The organism is Xylanimonas sp. McL0601, from assembly GCF_049852175.1.
GTDB lineage: Bacteria > Actinomycetota > Actinomycetes > Actinomycetales > Cellulomonadaceae > Xylanimonas.
The window spans coordinates 331,148-351,576 of record NZ_CP187527.1; the positions used below are offsets into that span (position 1 = coordinate 331,148).

Below are 20,429 nucleotides of genomic sequence, written 5' to 3' on the forward strand. Positions count from 1 at the left end.
GGCTCGCGGTGATGCCTGCGACCAGGGCCCGGATTGCCAGCGGTGGCCTCGCCCACGGCGCCAGCGTCGACCACGAGCTGCAGTACCTCGTCCGTGCAGGCCTCACGCCGATGGAGGCGCTACGCGCAGCCACGAGCACGCCCGCACGCCGATCGTCGTACCCGGCGCCGACCTTCGAGGAGCGGCCGAAGCCGCGACGGTCGTAGGTGCCGCGTGAGGAGCGCCGTCCAACCTGCGCGTGTTGACCCACCGGCCCGACCGCGTCCCTGGTCACGATCACGGACAGCCCGGTACCGCCTACTGGCAGCTGACGCCGGTCGGTTCGACGACGAGGACGACGCGGTGGGGAGCGTCTCCGGGCGGGCCGTCCAGGGCGAAGCCGTAGCGGTCGGCCGAGTCGCATGTCCCCGACATCCTGGCTGTTGGTGAGCGTGGCGTCGAGGAACGTCTCGAAGCGCGGGTCGCTCATCGCGGGTGCGTAGCGCTCCAGTCGTTCGGTCGCCCAGGCCATCGTCGTCGGCTCTCACTCGCCGTCGGCGAGGGCGTCGACCAGCCGGTCGAGCAGGGCGGGCACCGTCGCCAGCATGGCGCGTTCGTCGTCGTCGAGCGCGGTGAGGATGGCCGCGCCGATCAGGGAGCGGCGCGCGGTCTGGTCGGCGCCGAGCTCGAGGCGGCCTTCGGCGGTGAGGGCGATGAGGAACCCGCGCGCGTCGGCCGGGTTCGGTCGCCGGGCGACGAGGCCGAGCCTCTCGAGCTCGCCCACCATGCGGCTCACGCTCTGGTGCGAGACGTCGCGCGCCACCGCCAGCTCGGCCATGGTCTGGGGTCCCGCCGTCTGCAGGTGGCGCAGCGTCTCGGCCCGCGAAGGCGGAAGGCTGTCGGCGCGCTGACGGACAGCCCGGACGAAGCGGCTCACGGCTGTCCGCAGCGCCTCGGCGAGATCCTGCGCGTCCTCGTCTCTGGCCACCTCGGCATCGTAGGTGGAACCAAGGGAATACAACTAGGTTGTATTGTTTGCGGTCCGACCCCGACCGAGAGGACCACCTCATGCGGCTCGTCCGGCACTCCCACGCCTGCGTCTCTTTGCACGACGGCGCGCGCGGCCTCCTCATCGACCCCGGCGCGTTCACCCCCGACGGCGCGGCGCTGCTTGCGCAGGCCTCGGCCGTGCTGGTGACCCACCCGCACTTCGACCATCTGGACGTCGCCGCGGTGCTCGCCGCCCTCGAGGAGCGCGCTGACCTGGTCGTGTATGGTCCGGCGGGCGTCGCCGAGGCGCTCGCGGGAGCTCCCGCCGAGCGCGTCGTGGTCCTCGCGGACGGTGACCGGATCGAGGTCGCGGGGTTCGCCGTCGAGGTTGTCGGCGGCCTTCACGCGCCGATCCACGACGAGATCCCGGTGCCCCAGAACCTCGGCTATCTCGTCGACCGAGCCGTGTTCCACCCCGGCGACTCCTACGAGATCCCTCCGTGGCCGGTCGACACGCTCCTCGTGCCGACGAGCGGACCGTGGGTCCGCACGGGCCAGTCGATCGACTGGATCCGGGAGATCGCCCCGCGCCGTGCCGTGGCGATCCACGACGTCATGCTCAGCGAGGTCGGTCGCCGCTCGAGCGAGCAGTTCCTCGGCCGGTCCGGCATCCCCCTGCTCACGCCGGCACCCGGCGAGTCGCTGTCGGTAGAAGGCCGGGCGACCGACGGTGAGGGAGCCTCAGGCGCTCGCCGATGAACGGGCTCGACGCAGCAGCGCCACGATGAGGACGAGGCTGACGACGACCGGCACGATCGAGGCCTCGAGCCCGAAGCCGCCACCCGTGAGCAGGGCCGGGCCGTGGGTGATCGTGACGAGCACGCTGGGGTCGACGTGGCCGGACACGGGGATGCCGATGAGCTGCTCGAGGCCGTTCCAGGTGGCGTGCAGGGCCGTGACGAGCCAGATGCTGCGTCGCCACAGGAAGGCGGCGCCCATCAGCCCGCCGGCCTCGATGGCGATGGCCACCGAGCTCCACGGCGTCGCGCCGGGGTTGGCGAGGTGGATGAGCCCGAAGAGGAGGGCGGAGACGACCAACGCGGTGCGCGGGCCGCGGAGCTGCTCGACGGCCTGGAGCACGAGCCCGCGGAACAGCAGCTCCTCGGTGAGCGCGCCCGCCACGGCGACGGCGACGAGGCCGGGAAGCGCGCCGGCGCCGACGGCGCCGTGCAGCGTGAACCGGTAGCCCCCGGCGATCGCGATGACGGCGACCGAGACAAGGAGGAACGCTGCACCGATTCCGGCGCCGAGGCGCAGGTCGCGCCCCGCGCCGCGCACGGCGATCTCGGGGGTCGGCCGACGGGCGACGAAGCGCATCACGGCCCAGTAGGCGAGGAGCGCGAGCCCGGCGCCGACCAGCGCCGGCACGGGTCCGGCGGCCGCCAGTGCGGACGGGCCGCCGACTCCGAGGAGGCCGACGGCAAGCCAGGCGAGCGGTGAGCGGCCGATCCGCGCGAGGCGCGACGAGGACTCACGCACGGGAAGGTTCTGGGTGGTGGAGATCATGGGCACGACGCTAGGGATCGCAGGGTGCGGCGCGGATCACGTACGAGAGCGCACTAGGGATCCCTCGCGCGGGGGATGCCGGCGTCAGCGGCCGGGCGGCACCAGCCCGCTCCGGTAGGCATAGACGACGGCCTGCACGCGGTCGCGCAGGTCGAGCTTGAGCAGGATGCGGGAGACGTACGTCTTCACGGTCTCGTGGCTGATCACGAGGCGGTCGGCGATTTCGGCGTTGGAGAGCCCGTCGGCGATCGCGACGAGAACCTCCCGCTCGCGCGGGGTCAGCGCGGCGAGGCGAGGGTCGCCCGTCGTCGTGGGCAGCACGCGCTCGGCGAAGCGGCCCAGCAGCGCTTGCGTGACCGCCGGCGCAAGCAGCGACTCGCCGGAGGCGACCGTGCGGACGGCCTCGACGAGCTGGGAGGGCCCGGCGTCCTTGAGGAGGAACCCGCTGGCCCCGGCGCGCAACGCCTCGTAGACCTGTCGGTCCAGGTTGAACGTCGTCACGACGAGCACCCGCGGCGGGCGTGCGACGCCCGGACCGGCGAGCAACCGGGTGGCGGCGATCCCGTCGAGCACGGGCATCCGCACGTCCATGACGACGACGTCAGGGCGCAGCCGGGCGGTCAGGTCGACCGCGGCACGCCCGTCGCCGGCCTCGCCGACGACCTCGATGCCGGGCTGCGCGCCGAGGATCGTGGTGTACCCGATCCGGATGACGGCCTGGTCGTCGACGATGAGCACCCGGATCGGCGGCACGCTCGGCTCAGGCATCGTCGTCGTCCCATCGTCGGGCGGGATCCAGTCGTCGGGCGGGATCCAGCGGGAGGGACGCCTCGAGGGCGAAGCCGCCGGAGCCGGTGGGGGCCGCACGCAGGTCGCCGCCGAGGCGTTCGACCCGTGCGCGCAGGCCCACGAGCCCGCGACCGGACCCCGGCGTCCTCGGCCCCGCTCCCGCAAGGACGGGAGCCGCGGACGTGGTCACGGCAAGGCGCACGCGCTCGGCCGCCCAGCGCACCGTCACCTGCACGGCCGCCCCCCGGGCGTGCTTGCGGGCGTTGGTGAGACCCTCCTGGACGACGCGGTAGACCGTGAGGCGCAGCTCGTCGGGCCCGCTCGGGTTCCCCTGTTCGGTCAGCTCGACGTCCAGGCCGGCGCTGCGGGCGGCGTCGGCCAGATCGGCGATCGAGCCGATGGGCGGCCCGGCGGCCGACTCGTCGGGGCCGAGCAGGTCGAGAAGCTGACGCAGGTCGTCGAGGGCTCGCCGGCCCGCGCCGGCGATCCCCGCAAGCTGCTGACGGACCGTCTGCTCTGCCGCCGGCAGCAGGAACGCGGCAGCGTCGGCCTGCACGACCATCCCGGTGACGTGATGGCTCACGACGTCGTGGAGCTCACCGGCCAGCCGGGCCCGCTCCTCGAGGACGGCGGATCGCGCGCCGAGCTGGGCCCGCGACCGTGCCGCCTCCCCCCGGATCCGCACGAGGTCGCCCACGCCCCACGCCGCGGCCAGGACGAGGCCGAACGTCGCGAGCTCCCACGGCTGTTCCGGCGATCCGAGTGCGCTGAGCACGACGGCGAGACCCGCGTACGCGACTGCGGCGGCAGCCGCCACCCAGACCCGCCCGCGCCGCTGGTGCGCCCCGGCCGAGTAGAGCGCGAACAGCAGGCCGAGACCGGCCGGCGACGGCGCGTACGCCAGGCACTGGGAGAGCGCGAACGCCGTCCCGACCACCGCCAGGCATGCCGCCGGGTGGCGGCGGCGCACGGCCAGGGGGAGCGTCTGCCCGAGGATCAGCACCACCCGCCACGCGTCGTCGTCGCGCGTCGGAAGCTCGCCGAGCACCATGCCGTACGGGCCGAGCGCGGGGATCAGGGCGAGAGCGGTCAGGGCGACCGCGAAGGTGGCGTCGCGGTACCGGGCTGACACCACCGGCCTCCAGGGCAACCACACGCGGCCCACCCTATGGCCGTCACGGTCGGGGCTCTCCGCCCCGCGTCATCGTGAGACAGGGAAGTCCTTGTAGAAGATCTGGGCGCCGTCGTCGGCAGTCACGGTGGGCATCGGGGTCTCCTGACGTCGGTGGGGCTGACGGGTAGAGCATCCGACGCCGGACCGTGCCCGCGGACCACGTGAACCGCGTAGTCCATGCCCCCGCGCGACGAGCGTGGTGCCCAGGTCAGAGCAGGGAGAAGGCTGGTCGACGGTGTGCGCCGCGGCTACGGTGTCGGGATGCCCGCCCACGCCGCGCTCCTGCCGCGTTCCACTCCGGCCGCCGCGGGGGTGTCGTCCCGGGCGGTCGCCGCACTGCTGGACCGGCTCGAGGAGCGGGGCGTCGAGTGCCACTCGTTGATGGTGGTGCGCCGCGGGCACGTCGTCGCCGAGGGATGGTGGGCGCCGTACTCGGCCGAGCGCCCGCACCTGCTGTACTCGCTGACCAAGTCGTTCACCTCGGTCGCGGTGGGCATCGCGATCTCCGACGGTCTGCTCTCGCTGGACGACCGCGTGGTCGACGTGCTGCCCGACCACGTCCCTGCCGAAGCCGACGAGCAGGCGCACCGCCTCACCGTCCGCCACCTGCTGTCCATGACGGCCGGGCACGGCACGGACACCCTGGCCGAGGCCTGGGCGCTGGAGCCCACGGACCTCGTCAGGGGCTTCCTCCGGATGCCGTTCGACGCGCCCGAGGGAACGCTGCACACCTACGACAACGCCACCACCTATGTCCTGGCCAGGATGGTGGAGCGGGCCACCGGTGGCGGGCTCCCGGAGCTGCTCGACGAGCGCCTCTTCAAGCCCCTCGGGGTCGACGACGCCGAGTGGGACCGCGTGGCGAGCGGCGCGGCCTTCGGATTCCACGGGCTGCACCTGCGGACCGAGGCCGTCGCCGCGTTCGGCGAGCTGCTGCGGCGCAGCGGTGACTGGGACGGCGAGCAGCTCATCGCGCGCGAGTGGGTGGAGGCCGCGACCCAGTGGCAGATCGCCAGCCGGCACTACGCGGCGGGCGCGGACGGCGCCGACTTCCAGTCCGGCTACGGCTACCAGGTCTGGCGGCACCGCCACGGCTTCCACGGCAACGGCGCCTTCGGCCAGCATTGCGTCGTCGTCCCGGAGCACGATCTCGTGGTGGCCGTGACCGGCGCCCAGACCGAGGTCCGGCACGCCCAGGACGTGCTCGACGCCGTCTGGGAGTGCCTTCTCCCCGGCATCGGACGGACTGACGGCGCACAGGACGACGAGGTCCTCGCCGACCGGCTGCGCGGGTTGTCGCTGCCCCAGATCGCGGGCTCGGCCGGCCCGGACCGCACCGTGACGGCGCGGCTCGACGCGTCCCCCGACGGCTCGGCCCTGCCCGACGGCACCCCGGTGACGGTCGAGCCGACTGACGCCGGCTGGCTCCTGCACCTCGGGCCCGGCCTCGACGTCGAGGCGGGCCATGGGGCCTGGCAGGAGAGCGCGCCGCTCGGCCGCCCCGTCGTCGCGTCCGGTGCCTGGCAGGGCACGACGTTCGTCGCCGACCTCGTCGTCATCACCAGCCCCCACCGGGTCCGGCTGACGGTCGACGCCGCCACGGAGACCGCGACGGCCACCTGGACCACCCAGCCCCTGACCAGCCCCGACCTCACGTTGCATCTCCGCTCGCCGCTGATGACCCGGCCCGACGTCGCCTAGGCCTGGCTGAGCGGAGCTCCGGCGTCAGTCTCCCGTCACGTCGCGTGCGTCGATCGTGAGGCCGTGGGCCTCTCGGTCTGGTTCGTGGAGGCCGAAGCTGATGACGCGGTCGGGGTGGATGCGGATGAGCGCCGGGTGGGTGCCGTCGGAGGCGATGGCCTCTCCGCGGCCGCGGATCTCGACGCAGCGGGGCCGCCAGGGGCGCACGGAGGCCAGGTCGTCGACGACGAACGCCACCCTGCGGTTGGCGATGACGTTGCGGAACTTGCGGCTGGCCTCGAAGTTGTACCCGCCGATGTCGATGGTGTCGGTGGCCGGGTTGTACCGGAATCCGACGGGGCTGTTCTGCAGGGTGCCGTTGGGCTTCTGCGTGGCCAGCCGGCCGAGGTTCTGGCCGTTGAGGTACGCGATCTCGGAGTCGGTGAACGTGGACACGAAAGGTCTCCTAGTCGGCGGATCAGGCGGTCGTCGCGGGACTGCGGGTCCACGCGCCGACGACGGTCTGGATGGAGCGCGCGAACTGGTCCTCCGCGTCCGTGCGAGGACGGTCAGGGCGTCCCCTTTTCAGCATCCACCTTCACCGCGTCTGCCGTGCTCACGGCGGGCGTTTCCGCCCGACTCGGCGCGATTCCTAGTCCGCACCGGTGGGATGCGCGAGCTCGTAGGCGCGCCAGACCTTCTGGGGAACGACCATCCGCCACGCGTCGACGACGAGCTCCCTGGCCTCGTCCCGGTCGAGCGCCGCGAGGTCGGCGTGCACCCAGTGGAAGCGCATGTCCGACGCCGAGGGCAGGCGGAACTTGTGGGGCTCGCTCGCGACCAGTGCCGCCCGCTCCTCCTTGGGGAACCCGAATCCCATCACCGTCCCATCGAGGGAGAACGCCACGTAGACGATCTGGCCGACACGGAACTTGAGCCTGCCGCGCACGTAGACCTCGTAAGAGCGTTCCAGGCCGGCGCCCAACGGCCGAACGTCGTCGATCTCCGCCATCCGAACCTCCGTACGCCGGAACCGGGCCGGTGCAGGGACAGGTACTCCGCGCGCGGTGACGGCATGGTCCTCACGGTAGTGCGCCGGGTAGGTCCGACGCCGTCCGGCTACCGTCCCGGGTATGAGACGAACGATCGGCTCCGTCGCCGTCCTGTCCGACGTGCACGGTGCGCTCCCGCAGCTCGACGCAGTGCTCGCCGAGCCCGAGGTCCGCGTCGCGGAGCTGATCGTCGTCACGGGTGATCACGCGGCCGGCCCGTTGCCGACCGAGGTCCTGGACCGGCTGACGGAGCTCGGCGACCGTGCGGTGCTGGTCCGGGGGAACGCCGACCGCGAGCTGGTCCGCCTCGCCCGCGGCGCCGTGGACGACGGTGCGCCTGACGTGTCGGTGTGGGCGGCCGGCCAGCTCGCCGCGCGGCACGTGGAGCTGCTGGATGGGTTGCCGCACCCGGTCGTGGTCACGGTCGAGGGCTTCGGTGACGTGCTCTTCTGCCATGGGACTCCCCGCGATGACGACGAGGTCGCGCTCGTCGACTCACGCCTCGAGTGGTGGCGCGAGGTGCTCTCCGACGTGGACGAGTCCGTGCGCGCCGTGGTCTGCGGGCACACGCACATGCCGTTCGCGCGCCTGGTCGACGGCCGGTGGGTCGTCAACAGCGGGAGCGTCGGGATGCCGTACGGGTCACCGCCCGCACCGTGGGCGCTGATCGACCGCAGCGGCATCCATCTGCGCTGGACGCGGGTCGACGTCGACGCGGCGGTAAGGCAGATCGCCGAGACGAGCGGCTACCCCGACGTCAGGGCCTGGATCGACGAGTACCTGCTGCACCCACCGAGCGACGGCGACGCGATCGAGGCCTTCGGTCCGAGGGACGGCCGCACCGGGTAGCCGCTGCCGAGGTGTACTGACCTGGAGCAGCCAGAGCAGCCAGAGCAGCCAGAGCACAGGAGCAGCACCACGGGGAAGCCGCACGATCATGGACGTCGCAGCACCGACATCGACCGACTACGCACGCCACTCGGCGTACTCGGATCCGGGGCCGCATGCCAGCCTCCTGGGCGCGGTCGCACCTGACCGGGCGAGCGTTGCTTCGGCCGCGCGCCGCGTCGTCGTGCACTACCGGGCCGGCAGGCCGGCGCTCACCCAGGAGCAGCGGGCCGACCCGGACCGACGGTGGCTCGCGTCGATCCTGGATGCTGCCGCCGCACGTCAGCCCGGCCCGCTCGACGCGCCCCGGGACCTCGGCCGCCAGGTGGCGGGCTGTTGCCGCGACCACACGCTGTTCTCGGTCGGTGTCCTGCGTGAGCACGGCGTGCGGGCACGGTCGCGGGTCGGCTTCGCACGGTACTTCGAGCCGTCGTTCCGCCACGAGCACGCGGTGGTCGAGACGTGGGACGGTGACCGGTGGGTGCGCTGGGACCCTGCGCTCGAGCGCGCTGCCCGCTGGGGATTCGACGTCGAGGACATGCCCGTGGGTCCGGTCGCGCCCTTCGAGACGGCGGCTGAGGTATGGCGCGCGATCCGGTCGGGGACCGCGGACCCGGCGAGCTACGGCGTGGACTCGTCGCTGCCGCAGGTGGGCGGACAGGCGTTAGTGCGGGAGTCGGTGCTGGTGGAGCTGGCACACCGGCAGCGCGACGAGCTGCTCCTGTGGGACATGTGGGGTCCGATGCTGCGATCGCCGGCTCTCGCGGGGCTCGTGGCCCGGGCCCGCCTCGCGGCGCCCGACATCGACGCGGACACCTTTGACGCTCTCGTCGACGAGATCGCCGCGATGCTCGTGGCCGCGGACGCCGGGGACGCCTCGGCTGAGGCCAAGCTCGCCCAGCGGTACGCCAGCGACCCGCTGCTGCGACCGGGCGATCGCGTTGTGACGGCGTCGCAGAGTGGCCGCACCGGAGTCACGGACCTCAGGACGTGCTCGACCCAGTGGTTCTCGGCTCCTCCGGCACCATGACGGCAGCAGCAGAAACGGCTCAGAGGCGGACGTACCTCGCGCGTGCGAACGAGTAGACGCCGTACGCCGCGATCCCGATCCCGACCACGAAGAGCAACACCGGACCGAACGGCTGGTCGCGGATCGTGCGCAGGGCCTCGTCGAGCCCGCCGGCCCGCGCGGGGTCCGCCGTCGCGCCCGCCGCGATGACGAGCCCGCCGACGACGGCGAGCGCGATCCCCTTGGCGACATAGCCGACCTGGCCGAGTCGTTCGACCGCCTCCCCGACGGCACGGCCTCCGACGCCGGTGAGGTCACGAAGGAACCGCTTGCGCACCCCGATCACGACATGGACGACGCCGGCGACGACGATCACCAGACCCACGAGGCCGACGAGCCAGCGCCCGCCCGGCCAGCTCAGCACCTGGGCCGTCAGGCCCTTCTGCGCGCTCCCTCCCGATGTGCCCCCACCGCTCGCGTACTGGACGCTGATGCCCGCCAGCACCCCGTAGAGCACGCTCTTCGCCGCACTCTTGATGCGCAGACCCGCCTGGTGTTCCCGGCCTCGCTCGCCCACGAAGGCGGTGACGAGCTGCCACACAGCGAGGGCAGCGAACCCGACGGCGACCACCCAGAGAAGAAGAGCTCCCCCGGGGGCCCGGCCGAGGGTCCGGAAGGCGCCTGACTGGTCCGCCTCGCTCGAGGTCCGGCCGAGCGCGAGCTGGACGGCCAGCCATCCGAGCAGCACGTGGAGCACCCCTGAGGCGACGTAGCCACCCCGGGCCAGGCCCTGCATGGCGCTGCTCTGCTGGGCCTCCCTGGCAGCCCCGGCGGCGGGGTTGGCTGAGCTGGCGGACACGCGCTCACCTCCACGGGGCCACACTGATCGCACCGTTCGTCACCCTCGCGCACCTGGGCGTGACTCGCACGCCGTGCCGAGCCGCTGTGCCCCGTCGTGCCTATGGTGGCGGCGTGCCGACGCGGCTTCTCCTGCTCAGCGACACCCACGTGCCTTCTCGCGCCCGAGCACTGCCCGGCTCGGTGTGGCGCGCCATCGACGCGGCGGACGTCGTCGTGCACGCCGGGGACTGGACGACGACGGAGCTGCTCGACGCGGTCGAGGCGCGCGCGGCGCTGCTCGTCGGCGTCGCGGGGAACAACGACGGACCCGAGCTGCACGAGCGCCTCGGGGAGGCGACCTGGTTGCGGATCGAGGGTCTGCGCGTCGCGGTGGTGCACGAGACCGGCCCCAAACAGGGTCGTGAGAGGCGCGCGGACGCCACGTTCCCCGGCATGGACCTGCTCGTCTTCGGTCACAGCCACATCCCGTGGGACAGCGTGTCGCCTGCCGGGATGCGGCTGCTCAATCCGGGCTCGCCGACCGACCGGAGACGGCAGCCCGTGGGCACCTATCTCACGGCGACGGTCACCGGCGACCGGCTCCACGACGTCGAGCTGGTCCCTGTCACCCGGTGACGGCGCACGGTGGTGCAGCCCCGGCTGCGGGCCGACGGCGCGCTCGGCTGCGTGCCATGATGCGTGACCAGCCGAGAGGAGCACCAGTGATCGAGGAGCACTCAGCGATCGAGGAGCACTCAGCGATCGACACGACGTCCTTCCTGCTCGAGCGCCTGCACGCGGCCGGCCTGACCGACGTCGTCTCGGTCGAGGCCGCCACCGGAGGCATCGCGGCCACCGCCGGGCTCGCGCACCGCGGCGACGGCACGTCGGTGTTCGTCAAGTCCTTCGGCGAGGCGTTCGGCGAGGCGTTCGGCGAGCCGCCGTCGGACGGCGCGTTCGCCGCGGAGGCCGAGGGGCTCACCGTGCTGCGCGAAGCAGCCGGCGTCGCCACGCCCGAGGTGCTCCTCGCCGACCGTGACCTGCTCGTGCTCTCGACGCTGCGGCCACGCCCCGGAACCGAGGCGTTCTGGGAACGGCTCGCGCCCGTGCTCGCGCGCCTGCACACGACGACGCAGCACCCCCGGTTCGGATGGCACCGCGACAACTGGCTCGGCCGCCGTCGGCAGGTCAACACGTGGGCGGACGACGGGTTCGAGTTCTTCGCGCAGCACCGGCTGCTGCGCTGGCTCGGCGAGCCTCGCGTCGCGGAGGCGCTCGACGCCGCGGACCGTGCGGCGCTGGAGCGGCTGTGCGACCGCCTCCCCGAGCTGCTGCCGGTGCGGCCCGCATGCCTGACGCACGGCGACCTATGGATGCAGAACGTCATGGCGACCCAGGACGGGCAGCCCGCGCTGATCGACCCGGCCGTGTCCTACACGTGGGCCGAGGTCGATCTCGCCCACCTGTGGACGACGGCGCCGCCACCCGAGGCGCACGCGTTCTTCGACCTGTACGCCGAGCTGACCGGGCTCGACCGCGACTGGCGCGAGCGGATGCCGATCATCCAGCTCCGGCAGCACCTGGCCGTGATCGCCCAGTTCGAGCCGGACTGGGGAGCCGCGGAGGTCGTGCGCACCACGCTCGCGCCGTTCCGGCAGCGAGCCTGAGGTCAGTGGCCGCTACCCCCGCCCGACGCCGCGGCCTCGAGCGCGTCGAACGGGGCGGCGAAGCGGAAGCGCCCCGTCAGCGAGGGCTCGTACGCGCTGAGCGGCCGAGCCTGAAAGTACGGGCTCAGCCCCGGGTCGGGCGCCTCGATCCCCAGCGACGACCCGGAGACGAACCCGAAGCGCGAGTAGAACGCCGGGTCGCCGACGAGCGCCACGAGCGGTTCTCCGAGCGCGTCGGCGGCGCCGAGCACGGCGTGCATGAGCGCCGATCCGACGCCACGCTGCTGGTGGTCGGGACGGACGCTCACAGGCCCGAGCCCCAGGGCCGGTGCCCCATCCACGTCTGCCCGCGTGCACACGACGTGTCCCACGACGTCGTCGCCGAGGCACGCGACCAGCGACAGCTCCGGGATCCAGCTCGCGTCCGAGCGCAGCCAGCCGACGAGCGTCGCCTCACCCGGCACGCCGTCGGCCTCGACCGGCGGCGCCGAGTGCGGCACGGTCGCGAAGGCGGCGGCGGTCACGGCACGGATGGCGGCGTCGTCTGACGGGCGCTCGCGGCGGATCAGCATGGGAGCGATCGTGGCACGGGTGCTGGAGCGCCGTCAGCCGCTGACGGGGTGGCCGCCGGCCGCGACCCTTCGGCTCAGCGGAGGACCTCGTGGGGCACCCACCCCGTGCGCCCGGCCGTGTTGGCGCACCAGCTCCAGCCCGACTCGGCGTCGTCCTCGATCACGGTCAGTCGCTCGCCGGCGCTCGCGGGCAGCTCGCGGGTGTCGTACGGGTGCAGCACCGTCGCCGTCGGCCGCTCGTCGTCCAGGTACCGCTCGGGCACCCAGCCCGAGCCGGACGCCGTCGTCACGAGCACGAACGCGGGCCAGTCCGTCGACTGCTCGCCGACGTCTGCCCTGTCGCCGGGCCGGGGCTCGATGGGAGGCCTGTCGGGAATCACGTGGTCGGACGTGACCACGACCTCCGTGGCGGACACCGTTCCTCCTGAGCGCCGGGTTGCGACACCAACGTATGACGGTCCGTGCGGGGGCGCCGCGGTGGCTACGGTCGCCGGCCGGTGCGGTGTTCCAGAACGTCTGGAACGCGGTCGAAGGCCGGGCACCCGGCTACGGCATCAAGGACTACGACGTCTTCTACTTCGACGCCACCGACCTGTCGTGGGCGGCGGAAGACCGCGTCATCGTGGCCGCAGACGCGCTGTTCAGCGACCTGGAGGTCACCGTCCAGGTACGCAACGAGGCTCGCGTGCACCTCTGGTACGAGGAGAAGTTCGGCACCCCGGCCGCGCCCTTCACCAGCGCAGCCGACGCGATCGACGCGTTCGCGTCGACGACCTGCTGCGTCGGCATCACCCGCGACGAGGCCGGGCTGCGCGTGCACGCGCCCTACGGGCTGGCAGACGGGTTCGCCATGCACATGCGACCGCATCGTCGCCTCGCCCCGCGGCGTGTCTACGAGACCAAGGTCCGGGAGTACAGGTCGAGGTGGCCCTCGCTCACCAGCGACCCGTGGTAGCGCCTAGCGTGAAGAGATGATCACCGGACTGCACATCCTGACCGCCAGCACCGACCCGGCGGCGGACCGGGCGTTCCTGCGCGACGTCCTGGGCTGGAGCTTCGTCGAGGACACCGGCTCCGGACCCGGATGGCTGATCTTCAAGACGCCGGTCGCCGAGCTGGGCGTGCACCCGGCCGCCGAGAGCTCCGGCGCCGAGCTCTACCTCATGTGCGACGACCTCGACGCCACGATCGCAGAGCTCGCCGGCAAGGGCGTCGTGACCGGGCCGGTCCGCGACGCCCGCTTCGGCCGGCTCACCAGCATCCCCTTGCCGAGCGGCGCGAGCCTTGGCCTCTACCAACCGAGCCACGCGCTCGCCATCACGCTCGGGGGGTAGCTGCTGCCGGCCCTGAGGCCGTTGACGCGGCATGTCGGCGCGGCTCCCGGTCGAACGGCGAGTCGTTCGTCATCAACCTGCCGCAGGCGCTCGACCGTGCTCAGCCCTCGCGCCGCCGCAGACGGATGACGGGGATCAGGCGGTCGGTCGTCGTCGTGTACTTCCCGAACCGGGGCGCGGCGGCGACGATCTTCGCCCAGGCCTGCTCACGCTCCTCGCCGTGGAGCTGTTCGGCCGTGACCTCGATGCTCTGGCCGTCGAGCTCGATGCGCACCTGGTCGGGATGTGCCGCGAGGTTGTAGTACCAGGCCGGGTTGCGGGGGCCGCCGGCAGCGCTCGCGGAGATGATCCACGTGTCGTCGTCGCCGCCGGGGAACCACGCGACGGGGTTGCTGCGCTCCTGCCCGGTCTTCGCGCCGACGGTGGTCAGGACCAGCACGTTCATGCCCATGACCCCACGCCCTCCCTTGGAGCGGATGCGGCGGATGTTCATGGAGTTGCCGAACCGCATGAGCGCGTTGGCGCTCGGCTGCCGGGCGCCGCGGGTGCCGTGAGGGTTGTCGAAGGTCATCTCGGTCCCACCTTGTCGTCGGCGATGACGGAACTGGCGCCTCCGGTGGCGCCCCTCCTTGGATCGTAGGCCGAGGCAAGTCTGCGGAGGGCCTGCCCGCCAGACCCAGCCTGACGAGGCGGCGGGCACGTCGGTAATGTCGCTCCGGACGCGGCCACCGAGGGCCGCCCCGGACACCGGAGTCCCGAAGATGACGAGCACCGCCACCGAAGTCGCCGCTCTCCTCGCCCAGCTCACGCTCGAGGAGAAGGCCGCCCTGCTCGACGGCTCCGACCTCTGGCGCACCACCCCGGTCGAGCGCGTCGGCATCGGCAAGGTGTGGCTGTCCGACGGCCCGCACGGCCTGCGCAGCCAGCCGGAGTCGGGCGACCACGTCGGCATGCTCGCCGCCGACCCCTCCGTCGCGTTCCCGCCAGCCGCCGCGCTCGCCTCCACCTGGGACGTCGAGCTGGTAGGACGGGTGGGCGTCGCGATCGGCGCGGAGGCGCGGGCCAAGGGCGTCTCCGTCGTGCTCGGCCCGGGCGTCAACATGAAGCGTTCCCCGCTGTGCGGGCGCAACTTCGAGTACTTCTCCGAGGACCCGCGGCTCGCCGGCACGGTCGGGGCGGCGTTCGTCCGGGGTGTGCAGAGCCAGGGCGTCGGCACCTCGCTCAAGCACTTCGCCGCCAACAACCAGGAGACGGACCGCATGAGCGTGTCCGCCGACGTCGACGAGCGGACGCTGCGCGAGATCTACCTCCCGGCGTTCGAGCAGGTCGTCACCGAGGCGCAGCCGTGGACGGTCATGTGCTCCTACAACCGCATCAACGGCGTCTTCGCGTCGCAGAACCGATGGCTGCTGACCGACGTCCTGCGCGACGAGTGGGGCTTCGAGGGCCTCGTCGTCTCCGACTGGGGCGCGGTCTACGACCGCGAGAAGGCCGTGCACGCCGGGCTCGACCTGGAGATGCCGTCGTCGAACGGCTTCGGTACGCAGCGCGTGCTCGACGCCGTCCGCTCGGGCGAGCTCTCCGAGACCGACGTCGACCGCGCCGTCACCCGCGTGCTCGAGCTCGTCGCGCGGTCGCGGCCGGCGCTCGCGGACCCTGGCACCGCCGACCTCGACGCCCACCACGGGCTCGCGCGCGAGGCCGCGACCCGCTCGGCCGTGTTGCTGAAGAACGACGGCATCCTGCCGCTCGACGCCGCGACCGGCACTGTCGCCGTCGTCGGCGAGCTCGCCCGCACGCCGCGCTTCCAGGGCGGCGGCTCGTCGCAGGTCACCCCGACCCGGGTCGACGCCGCCCTCCCCGCCCTCCAGGAAGCCCTCGGCAGCAGGCTCACCTTCGCCGCCGGCTACGCGATCGACGACGACGCGCCCGCAGCGACGACGTCGGCCCTGCGGGACGAGGCCGTGGCGCTCGCGCGCGAAGCCTCCGTCGTCGTGCTGTTCCTCGGGCTGCCCGACGCGTACGAGTCGGAGGGCTTCGACCGCGCCCACATGCAGCTGCCGCCGCAGCAGGTCGCGCTGCTCGAGGCGCTCGCCGACGTCAACGACCGCGTCGCCGTCGTGCTCAGCAACGGCTCCGTCGTCGAGGTCGCGCCCTGGCGCGACCGTGCCGCGGCGATCCTCGAGACCTGGCTGCTCGGCCAGGCGGGCGGCGGGGCCATCGCCGACCTGCTCCTCGGCCGCGCGAACCCGTCGGGCCGGCTCGCGGAGACGTTCCCGCTGCGCTACGAGGACAACCCCGCGCTCGGCAACTTCCCCGGCGAGGCGGGCCATGTGCGCTACGGCGAGGGGCTGCTCATCGGGTACCGCTGGTACGACACGCGCGACCTCGAGGTCGCCTACCCGTTCGGGCACGGCCTGTCGTACACGACCTTCGCCTACGCCGACCTCACCCTGGACGTGCTCGACGACGGCGCCGCACCGCGCGTGCGCGTCGCCCTCACGGTGACCAACACGGGGGAGCGGGCTGGGCACGAGGTCGTGCAGGTCTACGTGACGGACCCCGAGGCGAGCGTGTTCCGGCCCGCGCAGGAGCTCGGCGGGTTCACCGTCGTCGAGCTCGACGCAGGCGTGTCGCAGCGCGTCGAGATCGAGCTCGGCGCGCGGGCTTTCCAGTTCTGGCACCCGGAGGCGTCGCGCTGGGTCGTCGAGCCGGGGCGCTTCGGCATCCGGGTCGGGGCGTCCGCGCGCGACGTGCGTCTGGCCGCCGACGTCGAGCTCGCCGGCGAGGTCGTCGTCCCCGTCCTGACGGCCGACTCCACGGTCGAGGCATGGCTCGCGCACCCGGTCGCCGGTGCGGGGCTGCGCGCGCATCTCGAGTCCGACCCGGTGACCGCGGAGCTGTTCTTCTCGCCCGAGACGGGCGTCATGCTGCGGGCGATGCCCATGCGCCGCATCGCCCGGTTCCCCGGCTCGCCGCTCCCGGAGGCGGAGCTCGAGACGCTCGCGGCCCAGGCGGAGGCTGCGTTCCGGCTCGGGGTGTCGTGAGCGATTCCATGAGCGCCCGCCCTCGTGCCGTCGTCGCAGGCTGGAACGGGTTCATCGGACCCCGCCTCGTCGAGGACCTCACGGCCCGGGGGTACGACGTCGCCCGCGTAGGCCGCGGCGGACCGGACGGCCGTGCACGCGCGACGCCGCGAGATCCCGGCCCCCGCGGTGGTGCTCCTCGTGCTGGCGGTCGCCGCCGCGGCGCTCGGTTTCGCCTACGTCGCCCGCTAGGGTCGGGGCGTGCCCCGCGTCGTCTTCATGTGCGGCCCCGCCGGTTCGGGGAAGTCGACCTACGCCCATGACCTCGAGGCCGAGGGCTTCGTCCGGCTGTCGATCGACGAGGCGGCGTGGGCGGCGGGCCACCGCGAGCAGCCGCTGCCGGAACCGGTGCGGCGGGCGTTCGAGCAAGGCGTCCAGGACCGCCTGGTCGAGCTTGTCGAGGCGGGCTCGGACGTCGTGCTCGACCTCTCGTTCTGGTCGCGGCGCATGCGGGCCACGTACCGCGAGCTCCTCGCGCCGTTCGACGTGGTGCCCGAGACGGTCTACCTCGCGACGCCGCGCGACGTGGTGCTCAGCCGCGTCGCGGGCCGCGACGGAGCCTCCGCCAACGCCGTCCAGCTCGACGCCGGGACGGCTGCGCTGTACTTCGACCACTTCGAGCCGCCCACCCCGGACGAGGGTCCGCTCACCGTGCTGGGCGAGCAGTAGGCCTCACTCCGCCGGCGGCTCGATGAGGTCCCAGGGCTGCCCGTACAGGTCCTCGAAGACCACGACTGTCCCGTACGGCTCGTGCCGCGGCTCCTCGCGGAACGTCACGCCGTGCGCGGCCAGGCGCGCGTGCACGGCGGCGAAGTCGTCCGTCCGGAGGAAGAATGCGACGCCGCCCCCGGCCTGCCGCCCGACGACGTCGGACGCCGTCCCGGGCTTGAGCACAAGCCCCGGCCCACCGCCGTCGGGCCCGACGACGACGCGGCGGCGCCCAGGCCCGGTGTCCTCGTCGGACCGGATCTCGAACCCGAGGGCGTCGACGAAGAACGCGATCGCCTCGTCGATGTCGCGCACCAGGTAGGTCACGTCGCTGATCTGCAGCATCGCACCACCGTAACGGAGCCCGGCGCGTCCGGGCACATGCGTCAGGGCTCAGCCCGCGAGCCACACCACCGTGGCGACGACGGCGACCAGCGGCGCCGTGCCCTGGACGAGGGCCGCGCGCGCCTTGGTCCGGTCGGTCGAGACGAGGTAGGTCGCGGCAACCACCATCGAGCCGGTGCCGGCCAGCATGAGCGCCGCACCGGCGTCGTGCCGCGACGACACCAGGGCGACGCCGACGGCGGTGACGATCGCCAGCAGCAGGTTGTACACACCCTGGTTCGCCGCGAGGGGGCGCGTGGTCGCGGCCTCCTCGGGCGTGGTGCCGAACACGCGGCGCGTGGCTGGGTGCTCCCAGCGCAGGGTCTCGAGCACGAAGATGTAGACGTGGATCAGCGCGGCCACCAGGGCGGCGACGCCGGCGACGGCGAGCACGCTGCGATCGTCGCCGTGCCAGGCGCGGGCCGCCACCGGACACGCCCGAGCGCCGGCCGCCACCGGACACGCCCGAGCGCCGGCCGCCACCGGACACGCACGAACGCTAGACGGAGCCGTCGACCGCCCGCGCGTACCTGTCGGCGAGCTCGCGCAGGTGCTCGACGAGCTCAGGCGGCTCCTCGACCACGAAGTCGAGCCCGAGCATGCTGATCCACACCGCGACGATCTCGAGGGTGTCGCCGCCGGTCACCAGGACGCAGCGGCCGTCGTCGAGCGGCTCTACCGTGCCGACCGCGGGGTTGATGCGCGCCACGACCTCGTCGCGGGGGGCGTCGATGACGAGCCGCGCGTGCACCGACCAACCCGATCGCGCCACCTCCCGGGCCACGAACTCGGTGAGGTCGCCCGGTGGCCGCACCGGGGAGAACCGCCGGCCGCCGGGGTGCCTGAGGCGCAGCCAGTCGACCCGCAGCGGCGCCCACTCGCCCGACGCGACGTCGCGAGCGACGAGGTACCAGCGCCGCTGCCACGCGACGAGGTGGTACGGCTCGACCTCGAGCCTGCTGTCGCCGTAGTCGCAGCGGAGCCTCTGGCTGTCCCGGATCGCGGCGGCGATCTCGATCAGCAGCCCGGGCTCGACCACGGGGTCGTCGATGTTGGAGTCCGTGTTGGCCGGTCCCGCGCTCGTCGCGGTGCGCAGCGCCTCGAGCCGTCGCCGGATCCGGTGCGGCATGACCTGCTCGAGCTTGGACAGCGCCCGGCTCCCGCTCTCCTCGAAGCCCTTCATCCCGGTGGTGACCCGGAGCCCGACGGCGACCGCGACCGCCTCCTCGTCGTCGAGCAGGAGCGGTGGCAGCACGGCGCCGGCGCCGAGCCGATAGCGGCCGCCTGGGCCGCGCACGGCGCTGACCGGGTAGCCGAGCTCGCGCAGCCGGGCGATGTCGTTGCGCACGGTGCGGTCGGTGACGCCCAGCCGCTGCGCGAGCTCCGAGCCGGACCAGTCGGCCCGGGACTGGAGCAGCCCTAGGGCGGTGAGCAGCCGGGCTGAGGTCGTCGCCATCTCGTCCCTCCCACATCGCCGGAACACCTTCAGAATAAAGGAAAGATTTGTTCCTGAACCGCGTCTACCGTCAGAGATGTCAAACGGGCTCCCCGTCCACGCCACTCCGCCAGGAGGCAACGATGACCAGCACCGCGACCGACATCCGTCCCCTCACGATCGAGATCCCGCAGGCCGACCTCGACGACCTGCAGCGCAGGCTCGAGAACACCCGCTACGCACCCCCGGCCCCCGGCGACTCCTGGGACTACGGCACGCCCGTGTCCTACCTGCGCGACATGGTCGAGCGCTGGAAGGCCTTCGACTGGCGTACCCAGGAGGCGCGCATCAACGCGTTCCCGAACTTCGTCACGGAGATCGACGGCCAGTCCGTCCACTTCGTCCATGTGCGCTCGCCCGAGCCGGGTGCGCGAGCCCTGCTTCTCTCGCACACGTACCCGGGCTCGTTCATGGAGTTCTTCGAGCTCATCGGTCCGCTCACCGATCCCGTCGCCCACGGCGGTCGCGCCGAGGACGCCTTCCACGTCGTCGTGCCCTCGACGCCGGGGTTCGGCTTCAGCACCCCGTTGAGCGGTGGTGGCTGGACCATGGAGCGGGTGGCCGGCGTGTTCGACACGCTCATGCGCAGGCTCGGCTACGACTCCTACGGCGCCCACGGGAGCGACGGCGGCGCGATGATCTCCCGCGAGCTCGCCGTCCAGAACCCCGACGGCTTCCTCGGCTCCCACGTGCTGCAGCTCTTCTCGTTCCCGAGCGGTGCGCCCGGCGAGATGGACGGCTTCGGCCCCAAGGAGTTCGCGGCGCTGGAGCACCTGCAGTGGTTCCAGAACGTGGGCGGGTACAACGCCATGAACGGCTCGCGCCCGCAGACCGTCGCCGCCGGCTTCGCGGACTCGCCGGTGGCGTGGCTCGCGTACAGCGAGCTGTTCGAGAGCTTCGGCAACGGCACTGCCCTCGTCACCCCCGAACAGGTGCTCGCCCAGGTCACGCTCTACTGGCTCACGAACACCGCCGCGACCGCCGTCCGCTACCACTACGAGGGCCTGCACGCGGGCGCCCAGCCGGTCCGGAGCACCGGGCGCCTCGGCGTCGCCGTCTTCCAGGACGACTTCAAGACGATCCGCTCGCTGGCCGAACGGGACAACGCCAACATCGTCCACTGGTCCGAGTTCGACCACGGCGGCCACTACGCGGCGCTCGAGGTGCCCGAGGACGTGGTGGCGGACCTGCGGACGTTCTTCGCGGGCGCCTGAGG

24 protein-coding genes are annotated in these 20,429 nt (G+C 72.9%); 11 read left to right on the top strand and 13 right to left on the bottom strand.

Translation table 11 applies throughout. The annotated features are described in order from the left end of the window. Positions 1-523 precede the first annotated feature (523 nt). Positions 524-967, bottom strand: coding sequence for a MarR family winged helix-turn-helix transcriptional regulator (locus tag ACO4JP_RS01465; protein ID WP_425955625.1), 444 nt, complete (start codon positions 965-967; stop codon positions 524-526). Positions 968-1,047: 80 nt separating this feature from the next. Here ACO4JP_RS01465 and ACO4JP_RS01470 point away from each other — a divergent pair, with 80 nt between their 5' ends. Further along, on the top strand, positions 1,048-1,728 hold the full coding sequence (locus ACO4JP_RS01470) for an MBL fold metallo-hydrolase (RefSeq protein ID WP_425955626.1): 681 nt from the start codon (positions 1,048-1,050) through the stop codon (positions 1,726-1,728). Here the strand turns inward: ACO4JP_RS01470 and ACO4JP_RS01475 are convergent. The 3 genes from ACO4JP_RS01475 to ACO4JP_RS01485 all read right to left on the bottom strand — a co-directional run bounded on the left by ACO4JP_RS01475 (position 1,711) and on the right by ACO4JP_RS01485 (position 4,480). Further along, entirely contained in the window at positions 1,711-2,535 is an 825-nt protein-coding gene (locus ACO4JP_RS01475; protein WP_425955627.1) for a CPBP family intramembrane glutamic endopeptidase, read from the bottom strand. The two genes, ACO4JP_RS01470 and ACO4JP_RS01475, sit on opposite strands and share 18 nt — an antisense overlap. An 84-nt stretch (positions 2,536-2,619) precedes the next feature. Further along, complete coding sequence (locus tag ACO4JP_RS01480; protein ID WP_425955628.1) at positions 2,620-3,303, bottom strand: response regulator; 684 nt, start codon at positions 3,301-3,303, stop codon at positions 2,620-2,622. Beyond that, positions 3,296-4,480, bottom strand: a complete 1,185-nt coding sequence (locus tag ACO4JP_RS01485; protein ID WP_425955629.1) for a sensor histidine kinase — start codon at positions 4,478-4,480, stop codon at positions 3,296-3,298. Before ACO4JP_RS01485 ends, ACO4JP_RS01480 begins: the two co-directional genes overlap by 8 nt. 279 nt (positions 4,481-4,759) lie before the next feature. On the opposite strand from ACO4JP_RS01485, the gene ACO4JP_RS01490 reads away from it, so the two are divergent. Further along, the gene (locus ACO4JP_RS01490) at positions 4,760-6,199 is read left to right on the top strand and encodes a serine hydrolase domain-containing protein (RefSeq protein WP_425955630.1); all 1,440 of its coding nucleotides are present in this window, start codon (positions 4,760-4,762) and stop codon (positions 6,197-6,199) included. 24 nt (positions 6,200-6,223) lie between these two features. Here ACO4JP_RS01490 and ACO4JP_RS01495 read toward each other — a convergent pair whose 3' ends face one another. Together ACO4JP_RS01495 and ACO4JP_RS01500 are read right to left on the bottom strand one after the other, a co-directional pair. Then, the gene (locus tag ACO4JP_RS01495) at positions 6,224-6,634 is read right to left on the bottom strand and encodes a PPOX class F420-dependent oxidoreductase (protein WP_425955631.1); all 411 of its coding nucleotides are present in this window, start codon (positions 6,632-6,634) and stop codon (positions 6,224-6,226) included. Positions 6,635-6,830: 196 nt separating this feature from the next. Further along, a complete protein-coding gene (locus tag ACO4JP_RS01500) occupies positions 6,831-7,190 on the bottom strand; it encodes an MmcQ/YjbR family DNA-binding protein (RefSeq protein WP_425955632.1) in 360 nt (119 codons plus the stop codon). Between the two features lie 121 nt (positions 7,191-7,311). On the opposite strand from ACO4JP_RS01500, the gene ACO4JP_RS01505 reads away from it, so the two are divergent. Next, positions 7,312-8,079 (top strand): metallophosphoesterase family protein, encoded by a 768-nt coding sequence (locus ACO4JP_RS01505; RefSeq protein WP_425955633.1) that lies wholly within the window; start codon positions 7,312-7,314, stop codon positions 8,077-8,079. Positions 8,080-8,167: 88 nt separating this feature from the next. Continuing rightward, positions 8,168-9,148: a transglutaminase domain-containing protein gene (locus tag ACO4JP_RS01510; protein ID WP_425955634.1), complete on the top strand. Its 981-nt coding sequence runs from the start codon at positions 8,168-8,170 to the stop codon at positions 9,146-9,148. Between the two features lie 19 nt (positions 9,149-9,167). On the opposite strand, the gene ACO4JP_RS01515 is transcribed toward ACO4JP_RS01510, so the two are convergent. After that, positions 9,168-9,986 carry a DUF1206 domain-containing protein gene (locus tag ACO4JP_RS01515; protein WP_425955635.1) on the bottom strand — a complete coding sequence of 273 codons (819 nt, stop codon included), beginning with the start codon at positions 9,984-9,986 and terminating at the stop codon, positions 9,168-9,170. Positions 9,987-10,099: 113 nt separating this feature from the next. Between ACO4JP_RS01515 and ACO4JP_RS01520 the strand changes: the two genes are divergently transcribed. Continuing rightward, positions 10,100-10,603 (top strand): metallophosphoesterase family protein, encoded by a 504-nt coding sequence (locus ACO4JP_RS01520; RefSeq protein ID WP_425955636.1) that lies wholly within the window; start codon positions 10,100-10,102, stop codon positions 10,601-10,603. Positions 10,604-10,689: 86 nt separating this feature from the next. Further along, a complete protein-coding gene (locus ACO4JP_RS01525) occupies positions 10,690-11,634 on the top strand; it encodes a fructosamine kinase family protein (protein WP_425955637.1) in 945 nt (314 codons plus the stop codon). Positions 11,635-11,636: 2 nt separating this feature from the next. Here the strand turns inward: ACO4JP_RS01525 and ACO4JP_RS01530 are convergent, their stop codons facing one another. Continuing rightward, the gene (locus tag ACO4JP_RS01530; protein ID WP_425955638.1) at positions 11,637-12,206 is read right to left on the bottom strand and encodes a GNAT family N-acetyltransferase; all 570 of its coding nucleotides are present in this window, start codon (positions 12,204-12,206) and stop codon (positions 11,637-11,639) included. A gap of 74 nt (positions 12,207-12,280) precedes the next feature. After that, positions 12,281-12,622, bottom strand: coding sequence for an SH3 domain-containing protein (locus ACO4JP_RS01535; protein ID WP_425955639.1), 342 nt, complete (start codon positions 12,620-12,622; stop codon positions 12,281-12,283). An 86-nt stretch (positions 12,623-12,708) separates the two neighbouring features. Between ACO4JP_RS01535 and ACO4JP_RS01540 the strand changes: the two genes are divergently transcribed. Together ACO4JP_RS01540 and ACO4JP_RS01545 are read left to right on the top strand one after the other, a co-directional pair. Next, positions 12,709-13,161: a nucleotidyltransferase family protein gene (locus ACO4JP_RS01540; protein ID WP_425955640.1), complete on the top strand. Its 453-nt coding sequence runs from the start codon at positions 12,709-12,711 to the stop codon at positions 13,159-13,161. 16 nt (positions 13,162-13,177) lie between these two features. Continuing rightward, the gene (locus ACO4JP_RS01545; RefSeq protein ID WP_425955641.1) at positions 13,178-13,540 is read left to right on the top strand and encodes a VOC family protein; all 363 of its coding nucleotides are present in this window, start codon (positions 13,178-13,180) and stop codon (positions 13,538-13,540) included. A 100-nt stretch (positions 13,541-13,640) separates the two neighbouring features. Here ACO4JP_RS01545 and ACO4JP_RS01550 read toward each other — a convergent pair whose 3' ends face one another. Continuing rightward, a complete protein-coding gene (locus tag ACO4JP_RS01550) occupies positions 13,641-14,111 on the bottom strand; it encodes a nitroreductase/quinone reductase family protein (RefSeq protein WP_425955642.1) in 471 nt (156 codons plus the stop codon). Between the two features lie 190 nt (positions 14,112-14,301). On the opposite strand from ACO4JP_RS01550, the gene ACO4JP_RS01555 reads away from it, so the two are divergent. Both ACO4JP_RS01555 and ACO4JP_RS01560 read left to right on the top strand, forming a co-directional pair. Further along, positions 14,302-16,587, top strand: coding sequence for a glycoside hydrolase family 3 C-terminal domain-containing protein (locus ACO4JP_RS01555; RefSeq protein ID WP_425955643.1), 2,286 nt, complete (start codon positions 14,302-14,304; stop codon positions 16,585-16,587). A gap of 240 nt (positions 16,588-16,827) precedes the next feature. Then, complete coding sequence (locus tag ACO4JP_RS01560; RefSeq protein ID WP_425955644.1) at positions 16,828-17,295, top strand: AAA family ATPase; 468 nt, start codon at positions 16,828-16,830, stop codon at positions 17,293-17,295. A gap of 3 nt (positions 17,296-17,298) precedes the next feature. Here the strand turns inward: ACO4JP_RS01560 and ACO4JP_RS01565 are convergent, their stop codons facing one another. The 3 genes from ACO4JP_RS01565 to ACO4JP_RS01575 form a co-directional block, all read right to left on the bottom strand. Continuing rightward, on the bottom strand, positions 17,299-17,679 hold the full coding sequence (locus ACO4JP_RS01565; RefSeq protein ID WP_425955645.1) for a VOC family protein: 381 nt from the start codon (positions 17,677-17,679) through the stop codon (positions 17,299-17,301). 48 nt (positions 17,680-17,727) lie between these two features. Further along, complete coding sequence (locus ACO4JP_RS01570) at positions 17,728-18,111, bottom strand: DUF1304 domain-containing protein (RefSeq protein WP_425955646.1); 384 nt, start codon at positions 18,109-18,111, stop codon at positions 17,728-17,730. A 106-nt stretch (positions 18,112-18,217) separates the two neighbouring features. Next, positions 18,218-19,174, bottom strand: a complete 957-nt coding sequence (locus ACO4JP_RS01575) for a helix-turn-helix transcriptional regulator (protein ID WP_425955647.1) — start codon at positions 19,172-19,174, stop codon at positions 18,218-18,220. A gap of 122 nt (positions 19,175-19,296) precedes the next feature. Here ACO4JP_RS01575 and ACO4JP_RS01580 point away from each other — a divergent pair, with 122 nt between their 5' ends. Beyond that, positions 19,297-20,427 carry an epoxide hydrolase family protein gene (locus ACO4JP_RS01580; RefSeq protein ID WP_425955648.1) on the top strand — a complete coding sequence of 377 codons (1,131 nt, stop codon included), beginning with the start codon at positions 19,297-19,299 and terminating at the stop codon, positions 20,425-20,427. Positions 20,428-20,429: the final 2 nt, after the last annotated feature.